This window comes from Coprococcus sp. LG101-27, assembly GCF_027695515.1.
Lineage (GTDB): Bacteria > Bacillota > Clostridia > Lachnospirales > Lachnospiraceae > Allocoprococcus > Allocoprococcus comes.
Genome location: NZ_JAQEUJ010000027.1, coordinates 20,500 through 35,802, shown reverse-complemented (window position 1 = coordinate 35,802; position 15,303 = coordinate 20,500). Strand labels below are relative to the sequence as shown.

Sequence of the window (15,303 nt, the reverse complement as noted above, 5' to 3'; positions counted from 1 at the left end):
TAAGGGAGCTGTAGACCGTAAGGGTTTGCAGTTTTTTTATTACATATATTACATAGGAAATTATTTACCTTTAAGGAAAAATGTGGTAATATGCTGAAAGAATGAGAGTAATTTAAGAGGCATGAGCAAATGGGTTTTTTAAATCAGCTATTAAAGTACAAAAATATATGTATTCAATGTCATAACAGTCCAGATGCAGATGCACTGGCTGCGGCATATGGGGTGTATACATATTTAAAACTACAGGATATCAATGTGTCAATTATTTACAGTGGAGATTATGAAATCCAAAAAAAAGATCTTTTGTACATGATTGATATCTGTGAGATTCCGGTAGAATACGTAAAAGAGTCACCAAAGACAGATCTTCTACTGCTGGTTGATGGGCAATATGGAAGAGGAAATGTATATCGTTTTGAAGCGGATAATATAGCAATGATTGATCATCATATGCCTTCCATGAAAAAAACAGAAAATGCTTTTATTGACTATTCTTATCAAAGCTGTTCTACAATTGTCTGGGAACTTTTGAAAGAAGAAGGATATGATGTAAAGGCGAATGAAAAGTTAAGTATTGCATTTTTATATGGATTGTATACAGATACTTCTTCCTATGTAGATTTGTACAAGAAGCATGACATTGCGATGCGCGATGAGTTAAGCAAAGATTATCCGGAACTGGAACGGTTAAAAAAATCATCCATGAGTCTGGAGGACCTCATGATTGCAGGAGAAGCTTTGTACCATGCATATTTTGATAAAGAGAAGCAATATCTTTTGATCAGTGCAATGCATTGTGAGCAATCAGTGCTTGGAATCATTGGTGATATGGCGATAAAGGTTGATGTTGCCAAAGTTAGCATTGCATATACGGATATTGACACTGGATATCAGGTTTCAATAAGAAGCGCGGATCGGGAGTATCTTGCAAATGAAGTGGCAGAAAAGCTCTGCGATGGAATCGGAAGCGGTGGTGGCCATATAGATAAAGCCGGCGGTGTGATTTCAAGAGATTGTATCTGCGAAAGTTATGCAGGATGGGAAATTGCAGACATTATCAAAGAGAGAATGGAAAAAATCATGAAATAAAAAAAGAAACAGTGGTTTACAAAAAAGGAAGTAAACCGCTGTTTCTTTCTATAATGATGTTAGAATTCCCTGTTCTGATAGAATTTTATGGATAGAATCCAGGAAATTATATACAGTAATAAACCTATGAAAAAAAGAATCAAAATATAGTCACTTCGGAAAGGGAAATGTGCAAGTCCGAGAGGCAAATTTTTTATGACAGATTGCAACGAACCAAGCAATGCGAAAAATAAAATAAATCCAATATAATAAGCAAACCGACCTTTCTCAGCACCTAGTTTGAAGGTAAACGGAAACATAAAGGCAGGTGGCAGTAATCCGGTTATAAAGATAATTGTAAAAATAGTAAGAAGACCGGAAATATGAAAGTTGTGTCTTATAATCATGTTGATTGTTTGCACTACTTCAACAATGATGGCAGAAAGTGTAAGGGTACATACTGTTAAAATATATTTGGAGGATACAATTTCTTTCCGGCTACAGGGAAAGGTACAGGCATAGAGACTCCAATTTGATTTTTCATCGTAAGAAAGCAGGTTTACCGGGATAATACTGGAAATTGTAATAGGATATAATGCAAAAAACAGATTGTTATTCCATGCTCCGGCAAAGGAAAATACAATAATCAGAATAAAAAATAAACGACAATATTTTATCATCAAATAAAGATCTTTACGAAGTAATCCTTTCATATTCAGTGAACCCCCTTTATCATAAAAATAAACAAATCTTCTATACTGATCGGATGTACCTTAAATCCTTTCGGAATCTGATCTCGAAGAACTACTGCTTCTACATTGTAAGAAGAGTATTTGACTCCGATGACCGCAGATTGATCTAGTTCCTGAAGCTGTTCCTTTGTACATTGAATGATACCGTATTTTTCCAGAAGCCGGTCTTTTTCTTCGAAAAGAACAAGGTTACCTTTATGAAGAAAGGCAACATAATCACAAATTTTCTCCAGATCACTTACAATATGGGAAGAAATTAAAATTGCATGAGATTCATCTCTGGTAAAATCATTGAAAATATCAAGGATTTCATCGCGCATTACAGGATCAAGACCGCTTGTTGCTTCATCAAGGATCAGAAGTTTAGGATGATGAGAGAGAGCAACTGCAATTCCAAGTTTCATCTTCATTCCTTTTGAAAACTTACCAAATTCTTTTTTATTTGGAAGGTTAAATTTTTGGAGATATTGGTCGTATAGAGAAGGATCCCAGTTGTGGAAAATATCCTTCATAATGCGTCCAATCTGTAAAGGAGTCAGGCATTCCTGAAAACCAACTTCATCTAATACAACGCCAATTTCTTCTTTCAAGATAGTAGTAGCAGAAGTGCAGTCTCTTCCCAAAATTCGAATCGAACCGCTGTCTTTTTTTATGATATCCAGAATTAGTTTAATGGTGGTAGTTTTTCCGGCACCATTTTCACCGATGAGTCCTAAGATACACCCACTGGGAAGAGTGAGATTTAGATGATTCAGGGAAAATCCAGGATAGTTCTTATTCAAATCGTTTATTTCTAAAGCATTTGTTTCAAATGTGGTCATAAGCTATTCCTCCATCATGAAATGAAGCATCTCAGTAAGTTCCTGTTCGCTTAGATTACAGGAAGCTGCAAGATGTACTATTTTTTCCATGTAGTCTTCAATTTTTTTCAGATTTGTTTCACGCAAAAGATCCGTATTAAGTGGAGCAACGAAACAGCCCTTTGCTGCAATCGTGTAAATAAAACCTTCTTTTTCCAGTTCATCGTAAGCCCGCTTGGTTGTTACGACACTGATTCGTAGATCTTTGGCAAGGCTTCGAATGGAAGGAAGAGCTTCGTCAGATGGCAATGTTCCACTTATAATTTGCGATTTGAGTTGTGTAAAAATCTGTTCATAGATGGGTGCACCACTTTTGTTATCTATGAATATATTCACGTTTTCACCTCGCTTAAAATGTTATAACTGTATATATACAGTATATACAGTTAGCGAAGGTGTGTCAAGAGAAACAATCCTGCTTGTATAGAAATTTGATTCATGGTATGATAATTTTTATAGATTAAACGGAATTACCAGTCGAATAATATCTGGAGAAATCAATGTATGAAGAGTAGGAGAATAAATATAATGATTTCTCTGATTAAAGTTATGGTAGTGGGAGGAAGGAAAAATGCAGACTTTTGCGAATACAGGAATAAAAACGGAAGTTATAGACGAAATTATTTCATTTGCAAAAAAACATGATATACATTGTGTAGCAGTCATGGAAGATGATGAAAGAAATATTGGAGATACATGGATTTGCAGAAGGAGCAACAGATTCTCCGAAAATGATTCTCAAAACAGCATATAAAGCAGGTATGATAAAGGATGAAGAACTATGGTTATCTGCATTACAAGAAAGAAATAATGTAATACATTCTTATAACCGAAAGATTGCAATGGGGATTATTACGCAGGCAAAACAGAAGTTTTATAAAATGTTCTGTGAATTAAAAGAAGAAATTGACAGGAATTGGATATAGTAGTCAGGAGCATAAAATGAATACAAATGAAATCAAGATCCGTCCGGCAACCGAAGCGGACGCAGCAGAAATTTTAAGTATCTATGCACCATATATAACGGACACAGCAATTACATTTGAATATGATGTTCCGACACTGGAAGAGTTTACCGGACGGATTCGTCACACACTGAAAAAATATCCGTATCTGGTGGCAGTAAGAGACAGCGAGATTATCGGTTATGCATATGCAGGAGCTTTTTATGGACGGGCTGCATATGACTGGTCGGCAGAAACTACGATTTATGTAAAGAAGGGTTGCAGGCACGGTGGTGTTGGAAAACTGCTTTATCAGGCACTTGAAACTGCACTGAAAGCACAGAATATCATCAATCTATATGCATGCATTGGATATCCGGAAGAAGACGATGAATATCTGACAAAGAACAGCAAGCAGTTCCATGAACATCTGGGATACCGTTTGATCGGAGAATTCCGGAAGTGTGGTTATAAATTTGGGCGTTGGTACCATATGGTCTGGATGGAGAAGATGATAGGAGAACATCCGGAGAAACCGGAGCAGGTAAAGAGATTTTCAGAAATATAGTGATGGAAATTAAAAAACGGGAGAATGCTGTTTGAAAATGCATTCTCCCGTTTCTCAATATTGTTATGAGAGCATCTCTTCGATCTTCGCCTGCATTTCAGCGACGGTATGCTTTCGTGACCGGGCACATTCCTGTGCCTGACAGCCGCAGATCAAACATTTGCGGTAGACGCCGCGGGAGAGTTTTTCTCCGTCTGTTCCAATCACATCCATATCAAAAAGACGTCCGAAGGGATGGCTTTCTTCGAGTTCTGTTGTTAGTTCTTTAATTTTATCTGCCGGATAGTCGACTGTAAGAATAATTTCATTTCCAGTCTTCTCATCAAACTCAGTTTGGGTAAGAATCGGAATGTTCTCTTTTTGTAATACAGCAAAAAGTGCTTCTTTTCCGGAAAGGAATGCTTTTTTGATCTGTTCATTCGTCTTTATAGGTCCCGGAATATTCATGCAGAATGAAATCACTGGGCAATGATATCTTTGAATATATTCATTTTGTATATTAACGCGGCGCTCGCGGCAGGCGAGCATGTCGGTTAATACTACTTCCTGTCCTTTCATAGCAGATCCTCCTAATAATGAATAACATTTTCTTGTTGTCTGATCCGTTCGATTACAGGAATTGCTTCCGGACTTTTGAAATAATCCAGTGTGGTTTGCGGTACCAGCTTCGAAAGGGTATCATAGTCACCATTTTGCAGGGCAAGACGTACATTGGAAGCGCTGATCGGTGTATCCTCACAGGTCTTTCTTGGGACAACGATACATTCGATGCCCTGTTCCGGTAATTTTTCAGACATGATCCGGTTATAGATTCCGGTAACCAGGCTAGTAGGCTCTTCCCCTACGTAACGGCGAGTGATACTGAGCACCTTTGCAATCTGCGTAAATACCGTCAGGTCCAGCATGGCGTGGCTTTCAATCACTGCATTCTCATCTTTCTGGAAATAGCTTGGAAAAGTAGCATTGCTGATAATATATGGGCCACTGTCGTGATAACAGATGTTTTTCAAGTGTGCTGTTCCTTTCATGACGAGTTGTTTTCTGATCTTGAATGGAACCAGGCTGGCATCTTCACTGACAATGAAGAGATGAAGCAGATCATTTTCAGCAGCCGCTTTTTCTACAAGATACTGGTGTCCGAGGGTAAACGGGTTGGCGTTCATGACGAGAGCAGCAATCTTTCTGGTGGGAGTCTCAGCAGTCAATTCTTCTGGAAGTGCATCTTTTGCAAAAGTACGCAGATAATTCTGAAATCCGGTTTTTCGGTTTTCCATGAAGACAATCTGTCCATCGATCCGGGCAATTTCATAGAATCCAAGATCACCGAAGAACTTGGCAGAATTACATTTGGTGTAAAGAAAAAGGTGTGTATTCCCTCTTGAAAACTGAAATTCAATCAGATGAGAGACGATGGAATTCATCAGTCCTTCTCCCTGATGTTCATGGCTTACGGCAAAACATCGTAAGGTGTTGCCAAAACAGCTTCCTGTTGCGATAATGTGCATCTCATCGTCATACATGCCGCAGGTGTAATCCAGGTTAGCATCTCTGCGGATCCCTTCTGAGATAAGGAGCGCGTCCACTTCATCGTTGGCTCGCTTGTCAGAAGGATAGATTTGAGAAATATAATAATCTGACATAGATAAATTCCTTTCTGCACAGTAGCTCAAAATATTTGATGAAATTATTTTAACATGTGTATAGAAAATGTAAAGAGGAGCATGGATTCAAGAAAGAAATCAGGCATTATTCTTAAAAAAATACAAATTGGATTTATGTCATATTGATATGATCACAATATGAATTATGTAATTTACTAATAACCAGGATAACCCTATAATATAGTCGGATAAAAAATAATCGTATGATTTATAGTAAAGGAAGGATAGATATGGCAACCATTTTTCCAAGAGAAGAAAAAGCCGAGATGTTATTTGACAAGATTCTTGCAAACCCGGAGGCATGCAGGCGACTGAAAAGAACTTTTTATGATGCCATTGATTCCGGAGATGAGTTTGTGACAGAGAATCTTCCCGCAAAGCAGTTCACCGCTGCATTATTCGATGCATATGAAAATAAAGATTTGACTGCATTTCTCATGGCTGTGTGCCAAAACAGTATGTTCGATCTTTTAAGAAATGCTTTTCTGATACCGTTTAAATTTAATGCGGATGGACAGACAAATCCTAATTTTTTGACAGATGAAGAGGGAAAGCTTCTGGAAAATCTTCCGATTCATGTAAAGGAAAAAGAATATGAAAAATTTCGAAAAGTTTATCAGAAGCGTGATAAAGTAAAAATGTATCTGGCACATGGATATAAGAAAAGGCATTGTTATGATTCAGAAACAATGGAAATACAGGAATATAAGATGGGAGAGCATGACGGAGTACTTCTGATCTATGAACTTCCGGATACCGTAAAAGAAAAAAAGACGGAGGCTGAAGCTTATGCAGCTGTGTGGGATATTATGATGGAACTTCAAAAGGAACTGCCAAATTCTGTGGTATATTACGGACAGGATTTCTTGCAGGAAGAAGGAAAAAGATTTGATGAAATGGGGGTTTTCCTTCCGCTGGAACACTTTTCTGACAGACTGGAAAGGCATATAGAAAAAGCGGATCAAATTGTATATGGTAAATAAAAAGATGCATCTGGTTGAAAAAAGATCAGATGCATCTTTTTATTTAAAATTCTTTTTTACGTGCAATAACGGAATGTCTTGTCCGTCAGAATTCTTGCAAAGATAAGTCCAAGAGGCAAGGCAAGAATGATAAGTATTGCAGCTGCAAACCAGGATGCAGAGGTTTGCAGAGACATCACTCCAAGATTATAGATTGCCCGGTAAAGATAAAGTCCCGGTACCATGATGACAATAGAAGGTACAGTCAGAGAAATTCTCGGGTAACCGATTTTGCTTTTTAATACAGAAGCCAGAATTCCGGCAGTCAGGGCACCGATAAAAGCTGCGGCTGCAGGAGGCAGGGAGGCCAAGTCTACCAGTTCAAGACGGAGTGTATTGGCAATTGCTCCAATGATACCGGCTGTGGCAGAGAGTTCTTTAGGACTGTTGAACATAACAGAAAAGCCGAACACCCCGCAGAAGCTGGCGAGAAGCCGGAATAGTATATGTTGCCAGAGTGTGAGAGAAAGAGGTGGGAAATCACTTGGCTTTAAATGAAGGATAAGTGCCATGATCCAGGCGGTCAAGGTTGCGACAAGAATGATGATCATTGCGTAAGCAAGTCGTTCCAGGCCGGATCGCATATCCAGTTTTGCAAGGTCGATTCCGCTGGTGATAAATGGAAAACCGGGAATGATGAAAAGCATAGAGCATATATATCCGGCTTCATGAGCAAGAGAAATGCCGAACAACAGTTCAGTTGTTTTTAAAAGTGCAGCATAGATAAGGCAGGCAGCAGCAACAGAGGCAGTAATGCCTAAGAATAATGTGAAATGATGCTTAGTCAGTTTACATCTTACAAAGTTGCCGATACCGGCACCGAAAAAAGCAAGAAGCATTTCTACCGGTCCGCCACCAAGGAGAAAGGTAAATGCCCCACAGGCAAATGCTGCGGCAAATCCGAGTGCAACTGGAGAGTAAAGGCCATGGATCCGTTCAATCTCATCCAGATAAGAATGAATCTGTTCACCGGAAAGATATTTTTCCTTTGTTGGGAAATCGTTGATGAAGTTTTCCAGTCGGTTCAATTTCGAAGTATTAACACCGGTATTGGTCAGACACAGCGACTGTGAAAAACAGTTTTCACCGTCAAAACAGGTGTATTCAATGGACATCAGGCCGATGTCGGCGGTACAGGTGATTCCCAGTTCTCTGGAAAGGGTATTCATGGAGCTTCGAACACGCCATGCTCCGGTTCCACAGGAAAGAAGCATCATGCCACATCTACCGACAACGGAGGCTTTTTCAATTAGCCCGGCCTTTGTGATAGGAATGGTATCTTCTTTATTCAGTGCATAATCATGCCATAGAATGTCCATATGATTTTTTTCTATTATGCCTTGCTGCATAAATTTCACTTCCTTTTGCTATACCAATAATATATGAACAATATATTAAATATGTATTATTGGTATTGAATTATCATAATAAAGTATAATCATCGAAATGCAAAAGTCAATAGAAGAGTTGAGAAATCCTGAAAAAGGATACGGATATGCCAATGTGGATTTAAAAACATGACCGAGGCAATGTGCATAAAATGAAAAACCATTTTTTGTCTAATGTGTATAAGAAAAAGTATGTAGAAAACACCGGCAGTTTTTAAAGTAATAAATGCTAATAAAAAATGCTAATAAGCAAGAAAGCCGGTTTTTCTTGACACTCATTATGTTAGGTGTTACGGTTATTGAGAGTTAAGAAAACTCCGTTTATTTATTAAGAAAATGAATCAATGAGGTGTAAGAACATGCAGGAATTAAAACCGATCAAAGAAGGTAAAGTACGTGAGATTTATGACAATGGCGACAGCCTGATCATGGTTGCAACAGACCGTATCAGCTGCTTTGACGTGATTCTGAATAATGAAGTAACTAAGAAAGGTACTGTTCTGACACAGATGTCAAAATTCTGGTTCGATATGACAGAAGATATTCTTCCGAACCATATGATTTCTGTAGATACAAAGGATATGCCGGAATTCTTTCAGCAGGAGAAATACGAAGGCAAATCCATGATATGCAAGAAGCTGAACATGCTTCCGATCGAATGTATCGTTCGTGGCTATATCACAGGAAGTGGCTGGAAGAGCTACAAAGAGAATGGAACTGTATGCGGAATCAAACTTCCGGAAGGATTACAGGAATCAGACAAACTTCCTGAACCGATTTACACACCATCTACAAAAGCAGAGATCGGTGATCATGATGAGAATATTTCTTTTGAACAGAGTATCGATCATCTGGAAAAATATTTCCCGGGAAGAGGAAAAGAATTAGCAGAAAAGCTTCGTGACAACACGATCGCTCTCTATAAAAAATGCGCAGAATATGCACTCAGTAAAGGAATCATCATTGCAGATACCAAGTTTGAATTTGGCCTTGATGAAGAAGGCAATATGGTGATCGGTGATGAGATGCTGACACCGGACAGCTCAAGATTCTGGCCGGCGGACGGATATGAACCGGGACACGGACAGCCGTCTTTTGACAAACAGTTTGCACGTGACTGGCTTACAGCTAATCCAGATAACAACTGGACACTTCCACAGGAAATCGTGGACAAAACAATTGAAAAATATCTGCAGGCATATGAGATGCTTACTGGAGAAAAGCTTGCATAATTATTGCATTTCATATCATAAGAATAAAAATACAAAAGGATCGGCTTTTAATTGCCGGTCCTTTTATTAACTGCTATTATAATAATAGGAAAATATCAATGAGAAAGGAAGAATCTTATGAAACGACCATTTAAGAGGATTTTATACGGCGGAGATTATAACCCGAACCAGTGGGGAAAAGAGGTCTGGAAAGAAGATATGCGCATTTTCAAAGATGCCCGTATCAATAGTGCAACGATTAATGTATTTTCATGGGCAAAGATCCAGCCATCGGAAGATACTTACAATTTTACAGAACTGGATGAAGTGATTGCTATGCTCAGCCAGGAGAATTACGATATCGTGCTTGCTACATCAACAGCAGCGCTGCCGGCATGGATGGTAAAGCGTTATCCGGAGGTCGCAAGGACTGATTATGAGGGAAGACATCACAAATTCGGACAGCGTCATAATGCTTGCCCGAATTCCCTTGTGTTTCAGAAGTTTGCATCCCGTCTGGCCGGAAAGCTTGCCGAGCGTTACGGGAACAATCCACATGTAACCTGCTGGCATATCAGCAACGAGTATGGTGGAGAATGCTACTGCGAAAATTGTGAGAAAGCTTTCCGAGTCTGGCTGCGTGAAAAATATCAGACACTGGATGAACTGAACAAAGCATGGAATACCGAATTTTGGGGACATACGATTTATGACTGGGATGAAGTAGTACTTCCAGATGCTCTTGGTGACGGGATTGAAGATGCGGCAGAACCGCATATGACAGCTTTTGCCGGACTATCGATTGATTATTGTCGCTTTAATTCAGACGGAATGCTGAATAACTTCAAGATGGAAAAAGAAGCAATCCGTAAATTTGACAAAGAGACACCGATCACTACAAATATGATGGGAACCTTTAAAGGACTTGATTATTTCAAATGGGCAAAGGAAATGGATGTGATCTCCTGGGATAATTATCCTTCTTATAATACACCATGGAGTCTGGTCGCAATGAAGCATGATTTGATGCGTGGACTCAAAGATCAGCCGTTTATGCTGATGGAACAGACACCGAGCCAACAGAACTGGCAGCCATATAACTCACTTAAACGTCCGGGTCAGATGCGCGCGCAGAGCTATCAGACCATGGCGCACGGTGCGGATACAATCCAGTTCTTTCAGTTGCGCCGAAGTGTAGGCGGATGTGAGAAGTTCCACGGAGCAGTCATTGCTCATGCCGGAACGGAAAATACAAGAGTGTTCCGCGAAGTGAAACAGTTAGGTGAAGAATTGGAAAAACTGAGTAATGTGATTCCGGGAACTGTTAATGAAGCAGAGGTCGGTGTAATCTTTGACTGGGATAACTATTGGGCATTGGAATACACAAGTGGACCATCCATCAGTCTCAAATATGTGGATCAGATCCATCGGTATTACCGCTATTTCTATGATCATAATATGGGGGTTACAATGATTCCGGTAGATGCAGATTTTTCTAAATATAAGATGATCGTAGCACCGGTTCTTTATATGGTAAAACCGGGGATGAAGGAAGCACTGGAGAAATATGTAAAAAATGGCGGTATTCTGGTGACGACTTATATGAGTGGTATCGTTGGTGAGTCGGACAATGTATATCTGGGCGGATATCCGGGACCATTAAGAGAGATGGCCGGTATCTGGGTAGAAGAAATTGATGCTCTTGCGCCGGAACAGTATAATATAGTAACTTTTAAGGACGGAAGCCAGAGTAAATGTAAGATCGTCTGTGATCTGATGCATCTGGAAGGTGCGGAGGTACTGGGCGAATATGCCGAAGATTTCTATGCAGGCATGCCGGCAGTGACCAGACATGATTATGGAAAAGGAAAATTATATTATATTGGAAGCTGTATGGAAGTTGTTGGAACAGATAAGATTCTTACTATGGCAGCAGAAGATGCCAGGGTAAATCCGGTTGCAGAAAATGGTAACGGACTGGAGATTGTAAAACGTAACGGAGAAGAGAAGAGTTTCTACTTTGTGATGAACTTTAAGGATGAAGATCTGAAAATTCCGGAAGAATTTGCAGGAAAGATGGATCTATTAAGTGGAAATGCTGTAGAAAAGGGAGAAATGCTTCCGAAGTTTGGGGTGAAGATTCTAGAAGAATAAAAAATTTGAGAGAAATATAAAAAGAAACAGGAAGTTCAGACAGATGCAAAAGCAAAGCTGTCTGGGATTTCTGTTTCTTTTTATTTAACAGGAAGATGTCAGGAGAGATGCTGTTTGGATTGTACAAAAATAAAAACACAGTTTTCATACTTGACATATATGTTATAAGACGATATAATTCAAAACAACAAAAACCTATTAAATAGATAGGTAAACAAGGGGAAGAAATATCTTTCCAGTGGAATTTATTCGGATGAAACGAAGAGATAGAAGAAGAGAGGATTTTTCATGCGGCTGAAAAATCCTCTCTTTTTCTATTCTTCAATCACCTGGATTTCCAGAAAATCAAAATCAATCGAATCCACGAAACTGTCCTGATAGAATCTCGCTTTGGAATGCCGCTTGAATTCGTTGATATTCACATCCAGCCAGATCGGTTTGCTGAGATCAAATTCATAGCAGATTTCATCCAGAGCATTGAAAATCTTGTGGGTTCTTGTATCGTCACTGTCATCACAGATGGTGGTATCTCTGATCATATGATTGTCTTTAAATTCTTTTCCCCATAAGCGGAACATGGTAAAATCCTCCTTATAATAAATATGAAAAATGCCGGTCAGGCGAAGAATGTTTTTGTATCAAGTGATTTTCAGTATAGCGGATTTAGGGGAGAAAGTAAAGGAGACAGATTTTATTCTATGATTCTCTGATATGATGTGCTATATTGATACTAAAGTTTATGAAAGAAAGAGAATCATTTTCAATAACATGGAATAGGATAGAGAAAAAAGACAGGGAATCAGAAAAATGTCTGGAATAAAACGAGAAACTATAATCCGGGTTATACTGGGAATCTGTATGATATTTGTATCGATTGGTATGATATATGGTAAGTCCAAAGCCGGGAACGCAGATGAAAAAGGCAGAACCTATATAGAAGAATCAGAAAAAACTGCAAAGCAGAAGAACACAGAGAAAAGCAGGAAAGACAGCACGGAATCAACAAAGGCAGACAGCACAATTAAAGCCCAGATGACAGAAGCGCAGCAGCTATCAGACACCGAATCAAAAGGCATTGCCGAGGCTGAAGCGGTAGAAGCATCCATCCAGCCGGGACAGTATCCGGTGATGGGGATCAGCAGTATCCGCGCCTGGCAATTGGTAAATTATTTTAAAGCGTATGGAAGCACTTATCCGGCAGAAGTTTTGACGCAGGGAGGTGCACCGGATATTGAGACATTTGCACAGATGTATTATGAAGAAGCCACGGCAGAAGGCGTCCGTCCGGAGGTTGCATTTGCACAGGCGATGAAGGAGACAGGCTGGCTGCAGTATGGTGGGGATATGCAGATCACCCAGTATAATTTTGCCGGGATCGGGACGACGGGAGGAGGCGTACCGGGGAATTCCTACCCGGATGTCAGAACCGGGATCCGGGCACAGATCCAGCATCTGAAAGCTTATGCGACAGACGAAGCACTTGCCGGGGAATGTGTAGATGACCGTTACTCTTACGTGACAAAGGGGAGCGCACCGTATGTAGAGTGGCTGGGGCAGAAAGAAAATCCGGAAGGGTATGGCTGGGCAACGGGTGAACGTTATGGATACGACATTGTAGAAATGATTCATGCAATGCGAAAATAAAAGAAATGTGTCAGATTGAGATTATCTAATTTATTAAAATACTATGAAGCTTGCCCGGGCTGTATAGATTTCAAAGAGAAAAAATGGTATACTGATTTTACTTTCGGGACGAAAAAGGGAGATAGATTCCGGAGGGAAGTATACATAAAAAGGGGAGATTACATGCAGTCAGCAATGAAGTATTACGATGATGTAGACAGCTGGAAGACCGTCATGTTTCTTTACAATTCCGCATTGAAAGAAGTAGGGACGAAGCTGGAGATACTGAACGATGAATTTCAACATGTACACAGATATAATCCGATCGAGCATATCAAGACCAGGATCAAATCCGCAGAAAGTATTGTGAAAAAGCTGAAGCGGTACGGATATGAGACAAGTATTGAGAACATGGTACGCTATGTCAATGATATCGCAGGAGTCCGTCTGATCTGTTCGTTTACATCCGATATTTACCGGCTTGCGGAGATGATCGGGAATCAGAGCGACTTAAAGGTTCTGTCGATCAAAGACTATATCAAGAATCCGAAGGAAAGTGGATACAAGAGCTACCACATGCTGGTGTCCGTTCCGATCTTTCTGTCGGACAGTGTGGTGGATACGAAGGTCGAGATCCAGATCAGGACAATTGCGATGGATTTCTGGGCGAGTCTGGAGCATAAGATTTATTACAAGTTTGAAGGACAGGCACCGGAGTATATCAGCCGGGAACTAAAAGAATGTGCGGATATGGTATCGGCACTGGATGACAAGATGCTGTCACTGAATGAAGCAATTCTGGAATGTCTGAAAGAAGGCGGTGAGAAGCCGGTTCCGGAGAAAACAGAAGAAGTGGATGCGGAGATCATTGAGAATCCTATGATCCGATAAAGAAACACAAGAAAGTAATTATAAGAAAGCAGGAGCAGTCAATTGATTGTTGAGGATTATACTCAACGTTAACTGACTGCTCCTGCTTTCTTGGCACTGAACAGAAAAAATCATATTTAACAAAAACTTTACACAGCCAGGATTTCAGATTTTACAACCATTTTATATGATAGAGACCGTGAAGAAAAGAAAAAACAAAAACACATAAAACGGAGGATTTTAGTATTATGAAATTCAGAAAATTAATGGCAGTAGCACTTGTAGCAGCAATGGCAGCAACAATGGCAGTTGGATGCGGAGGATCATCATCTGACAAGAGCGCAGAGGGCAGTACGGATAACAGCAGCACAGATAGCGGAAGTGATTTTGATACATCAAATGATATCACAATCGTATCCCGTGAAGATGGATCCGGTACAAGAGGAGCTTTCATTGAGCTGTTCGGAATAGAAGAAAAACAGTCAGACGGAACGAAAGTAGATATGACAACAACAGATGCGCAGATTACAAATAATACATCGGTAATGCTTACAACTGTAGCAGGTGACGAATATGCAATCGGTTATGTATCACTCGGATCTTTAAATGACAGCGTAAAGGCTCTGAAGATTGACGGAGCAGAAGCCACAGCAGACAATATCGAAAATGGTTCTTACAAAGTGTCAAGACCTTTCAATATTGCAGTGAAGAAAGATCTTGATAATGAAGTTGCAAAAGATTTTATGGCATATATTATGAGTACAGAAGGACAGGAAATCGTATCAAATGAAAAATACATTCCGGTATCGGATGTAGAAGCTTATGCAGGATCAAAACCATCTGGAAAATGTGTAGTAGGTGGATCTTCTTCCGTATCACCGCTGATGGAAAAACTGATTGAAGCATATAAGAAAGTAAACCCAAATGCAGACATTGAGCTTCAGACTTCAGATTCTACAACAGGTATGACATCTACGATCGAAGGAAGCTATGATATCGGTATGGCATCCAGAGAACTGAAAGATGACGAAGCTTCAGAACTTGAAGCAACAGTAATCGCAACAGATGGTATTGCAGTGATCGTAAATAAAGCTAACACGGCAGATGAGCTTTCAGCAGATCAGGTAAAATCAATCTATGTTGGGGATGTTACAACATGGGATGAAGTTTCCAAATAAATAA

At 39.7% G+C, this 15,303-nt stretch carries 16 protein-coding genes; 9 read left to right on the top strand and 7 right to left on the bottom strand.

Annotation, left to right across the window (positions count from 1 at the left end):
* The first annotated feature begins 129 nt into the window (after positions 1-129).
* Positions 130-1,089: a DHH family phosphoesterase gene (locus PG766_RS14395; RefSeq protein WP_118199606.1), complete on the top strand. Its 960-nt coding sequence runs from the start codon at positions 130-132 to the stop codon at positions 1,087-1,089.
* A 59-nt stretch (positions 1,090-1,148) separates the two neighbouring features.
* On the opposite strand, the gene PG766_RS14390 is transcribed toward PG766_RS14395, so the two are convergent.
* Genes PG766_RS14390 through PG766_RS14380 form a run of 3 tightly spaced genes read right to left on the bottom strand, consistent with a single transcriptional unit; the run spans position 1,149 to position 3,016 of the window.
* Positions 1,149-1,781, bottom strand: a complete 633-nt coding sequence (locus tag PG766_RS14390; RefSeq protein WP_117824669.1) for an ABC-2 transporter permease — start codon at positions 1,779-1,781, stop codon at positions 1,149-1,151.
* Positions 1,782-1,783: 2 nt separating this feature from the next.
* Positions 1,784-2,641, bottom strand: coding sequence for an ABC transporter ATP-binding protein (locus tag PG766_RS14385; RefSeq protein WP_117824668.1), 858 nt, complete (start codon positions 2,639-2,641; stop codon positions 1,784-1,786).
* A gap of 3 nt (positions 2,642-2,644) precedes the next feature.
* Positions 2,645-3,016, bottom strand: coding sequence for a GntR family transcriptional regulator (locus PG766_RS14380; protein ID WP_008368544.1), 372 nt, complete (start codon positions 3,014-3,016; stop codon positions 2,645-2,647).
* Between the two features lie 335 nt (positions 3,017-3,351).
* On the opposite strand from PG766_RS14380, the gene PG766_RS14375 reads away from it, so the two are divergent.
* Both PG766_RS14375 and PG766_RS14370 read left to right on the top strand, forming a co-directional pair.
* Positions 3,352-3,606, top strand: coding sequence for an HI0074 family nucleotidyltransferase substrate-binding subunit (locus tag PG766_RS14375; protein WP_330412103.1), 255 nt, complete (start codon positions 3,352-3,354; stop codon positions 3,604-3,606).
* 16 nt (positions 3,607-3,622) lie between these two features.
* Positions 3,623-4,192 (top strand): GNAT family N-acetyltransferase, encoded by a 570-nt coding sequence (locus PG766_RS14370; RefSeq protein ID WP_117559152.1) that lies wholly within the window; start codon positions 3,623-3,625, stop codon positions 4,190-4,192.
* Between the two features lie 63 nt (positions 4,193-4,255).
* Here PG766_RS14370 and citX read toward each other — a convergent pair whose 3' ends face one another.
* Positions 4,256-4,750 carry a citrate lyase holo-[acyl-carrier protein] synthase gene (citX, locus tag PG766_RS14365; protein WP_117824666.1) on the bottom strand — a complete coding sequence of 165 codons (495 nt, stop codon included), beginning with the start codon at positions 4,748-4,750 and terminating at the stop codon, positions 4,256-4,258.
* 11 nt (positions 4,751-4,761) lie between these two features.
* Positions 4,762-5,832: a [citrate (pro-3S)-lyase] ligase gene (gene citC, locus PG766_RS14360; RefSeq protein ID WP_117824665.1), complete on the bottom strand. Its 1,071-nt coding sequence runs from the start codon at positions 5,830-5,832 to the stop codon at positions 4,762-4,764.
* 251 nt (positions 5,833-6,083) lie between these two features.
* Between citC and PG766_RS14355 the strand changes: the two genes are divergently transcribed.
* Positions 6,084-6,836 (top strand): DUF4866 domain-containing protein, encoded by a 753-nt coding sequence (locus tag PG766_RS14355; RefSeq protein ID WP_118199605.1) that lies wholly within the window; start codon positions 6,084-6,086, stop codon positions 6,834-6,836.
* A 56-nt stretch (positions 6,837-6,892) separates the two neighbouring features.
* On the opposite strand, the gene PG766_RS14350 is transcribed toward PG766_RS14355, so the two are convergent.
* A complete protein-coding gene (locus tag PG766_RS14350) occupies positions 6,893-8,224 on the bottom strand; it encodes a threonine/serine ThrE exporter family protein (RefSeq protein WP_118199604.1) in 1,332 nt (443 codons plus the stop codon).
* A gap of 398 nt (positions 8,225-8,622) precedes the next feature.
* Here PG766_RS14350 and PG766_RS14345 point away from each other — a divergent pair, with 398 nt between their 5' ends.
* Positions 8,623-9,495, top strand: a complete 873-nt coding sequence (locus PG766_RS14345; protein WP_118199603.1) for a phosphoribosylaminoimidazolesuccinocarboxamide synthase — start codon at positions 8,623-8,625, stop codon at positions 9,493-9,495.
* Between the two features lie 117 nt (positions 9,496-9,612).
* A complete protein-coding gene (locus PG766_RS14340) occupies positions 9,613-11,628 on the top strand; it encodes a beta-galactosidase (protein ID WP_118199602.1) in 2,016 nt (671 codons plus the stop codon).
* A 314-nt stretch (positions 11,629-11,942) separates the two neighbouring features.
* Here PG766_RS14340 and PG766_RS14335 read toward each other — a convergent pair whose 3' ends face one another.
* Positions 11,943-12,206 carry a hypothetical protein gene (locus tag PG766_RS14335; RefSeq protein WP_117559140.1) on the bottom strand — a complete coding sequence of 88 codons (264 nt, stop codon included), beginning with the start codon at positions 12,204-12,206 and terminating at the stop codon, positions 11,943-11,945.
* A 229-nt stretch (positions 12,207-12,435) separates the two neighbouring features.
* On the opposite strand from PG766_RS14335, the gene PG766_RS14330 reads away from it, so the two are divergent.
* From PG766_RS14330 to PG766_RS14320, 3 genes are all read left to right on the top strand, one after another.
* Positions 12,436-13,272: a glucosaminidase domain-containing protein gene (locus PG766_RS14330; protein WP_118199601.1), complete on the top strand. Its 837-nt coding sequence runs from the start codon at positions 12,436-12,438 to the stop codon at positions 13,270-13,272.
* Between the two features lie 162 nt (positions 13,273-13,434).
* Positions 13,435-14,142 carry a GTP pyrophosphokinase gene (locus PG766_RS14325; protein WP_022220501.1) on the top strand — a complete coding sequence of 236 codons (708 nt, stop codon included), beginning with the start codon at positions 13,435-13,437 and terminating at the stop codon, positions 14,140-14,142.
* 227 nt (positions 14,143-14,369) lie between these two features.
* Positions 14,370-15,299 (top strand): substrate-binding domain-containing protein, encoded by a 930-nt coding sequence (locus tag PG766_RS14320; RefSeq protein WP_118199600.1) that lies wholly within the window; start codon positions 14,370-14,372, stop codon positions 15,297-15,299.
* Positions 15,300-15,303 lie beyond the last annotated feature (4 nt).

Bases quoted from the DNA above. Each gene is read 5' to 3' on its own strand.
- PG766_RS14395 (WP_118199606.1), top strand. From the start codon at position 130: ATGGGTTTTTTAAATCAGCTATTAAAGTACAAAAATATATGTATTCAA.
- PG766_RS14390 (WP_117824669.1), bottom strand. From the start codon at position 1,781: ATGAAAGGATTACTTCGTAAAGATCTTTATTTGATGATAAAATATTGT.
- PG766_RS14385 (WP_117824668.1), bottom strand. From the start codon at position 2,641: ATGACCACATTTGAAACAAATGCTTTAGAAATAAACGATTTGAATAAG.
- PG766_RS14375 (WP_330412103.1), top strand. From the start codon at position 3,352: ATGATGAAAGAAATATTGGAGATACATGGATTTGCAGAAGGAGCAACA.
- PG766_RS14370 (WP_117559152.1), top strand. From the start codon at position 3,623: ATGAATACAAATGAAATCAAGATCCGTCCGGCAACCGAAGCGGACGCA.
- citX (WP_117824666.1), bottom strand. From the start codon at position 4,750: ATGAAAGGACAGGAAGTAGTATTAACCGACATGCTCGCCTGCCGCGAG.
- citC (WP_117824665.1), bottom strand. From the start codon at position 5,832: ATGTCAGATTATTATATTTCTCAAATCTATCCTTCTGACAAGCGAGCC.
- PG766_RS14355 (WP_118199605.1), top strand. From the start codon at position 6,084: ATGGCAACCATTTTTCCAAGAGAAGAAAAAGCCGAGATGTTATTTGAC.
- PG766_RS14350 (WP_118199604.1), bottom strand. From the start codon at position 8,224: ATGCAGCAAGGCATAATAGAAAAAAATCATATGGACATTCTATGGCAT.
- PG766_RS14345 (WP_118199603.1), top strand. From the start codon at position 8,623: ATGCAGGAATTAAAACCGATCAAAGAAGGTAAAGTACGTGAGATTTAT.
- PG766_RS14340 (WP_118199602.1), top strand. From the start codon at position 9,613: ATGAAACGACCATTTAAGAGGATTTTATACGGCGGAGATTATAACCCG.
- PG766_RS14335 (WP_117559140.1), bottom strand. From the start codon at position 12,206: ATGTTCCGCTTATGGGGAAAAGAATTTAAAGACAATCATATGATCAGA.
- PG766_RS14330 (WP_118199601.1), top strand. From the start codon at position 12,436: ATGTCTGGAATAAAACGAGAAACTATAATCCGGGTTATACTGGGAATC.
- PG766_RS14325 (WP_022220501.1), top strand. From the start codon at position 13,435: ATGCAGTCAGCAATGAAGTATTACGATGATGTAGACAGCTGGAAGACC.
- PG766_RS14320 (WP_118199600.1), top strand. From the start codon at position 14,370: ATGAAATTCAGAAAATTAATGGCAGTAGCACTTGTAGCAGCAATGGCA.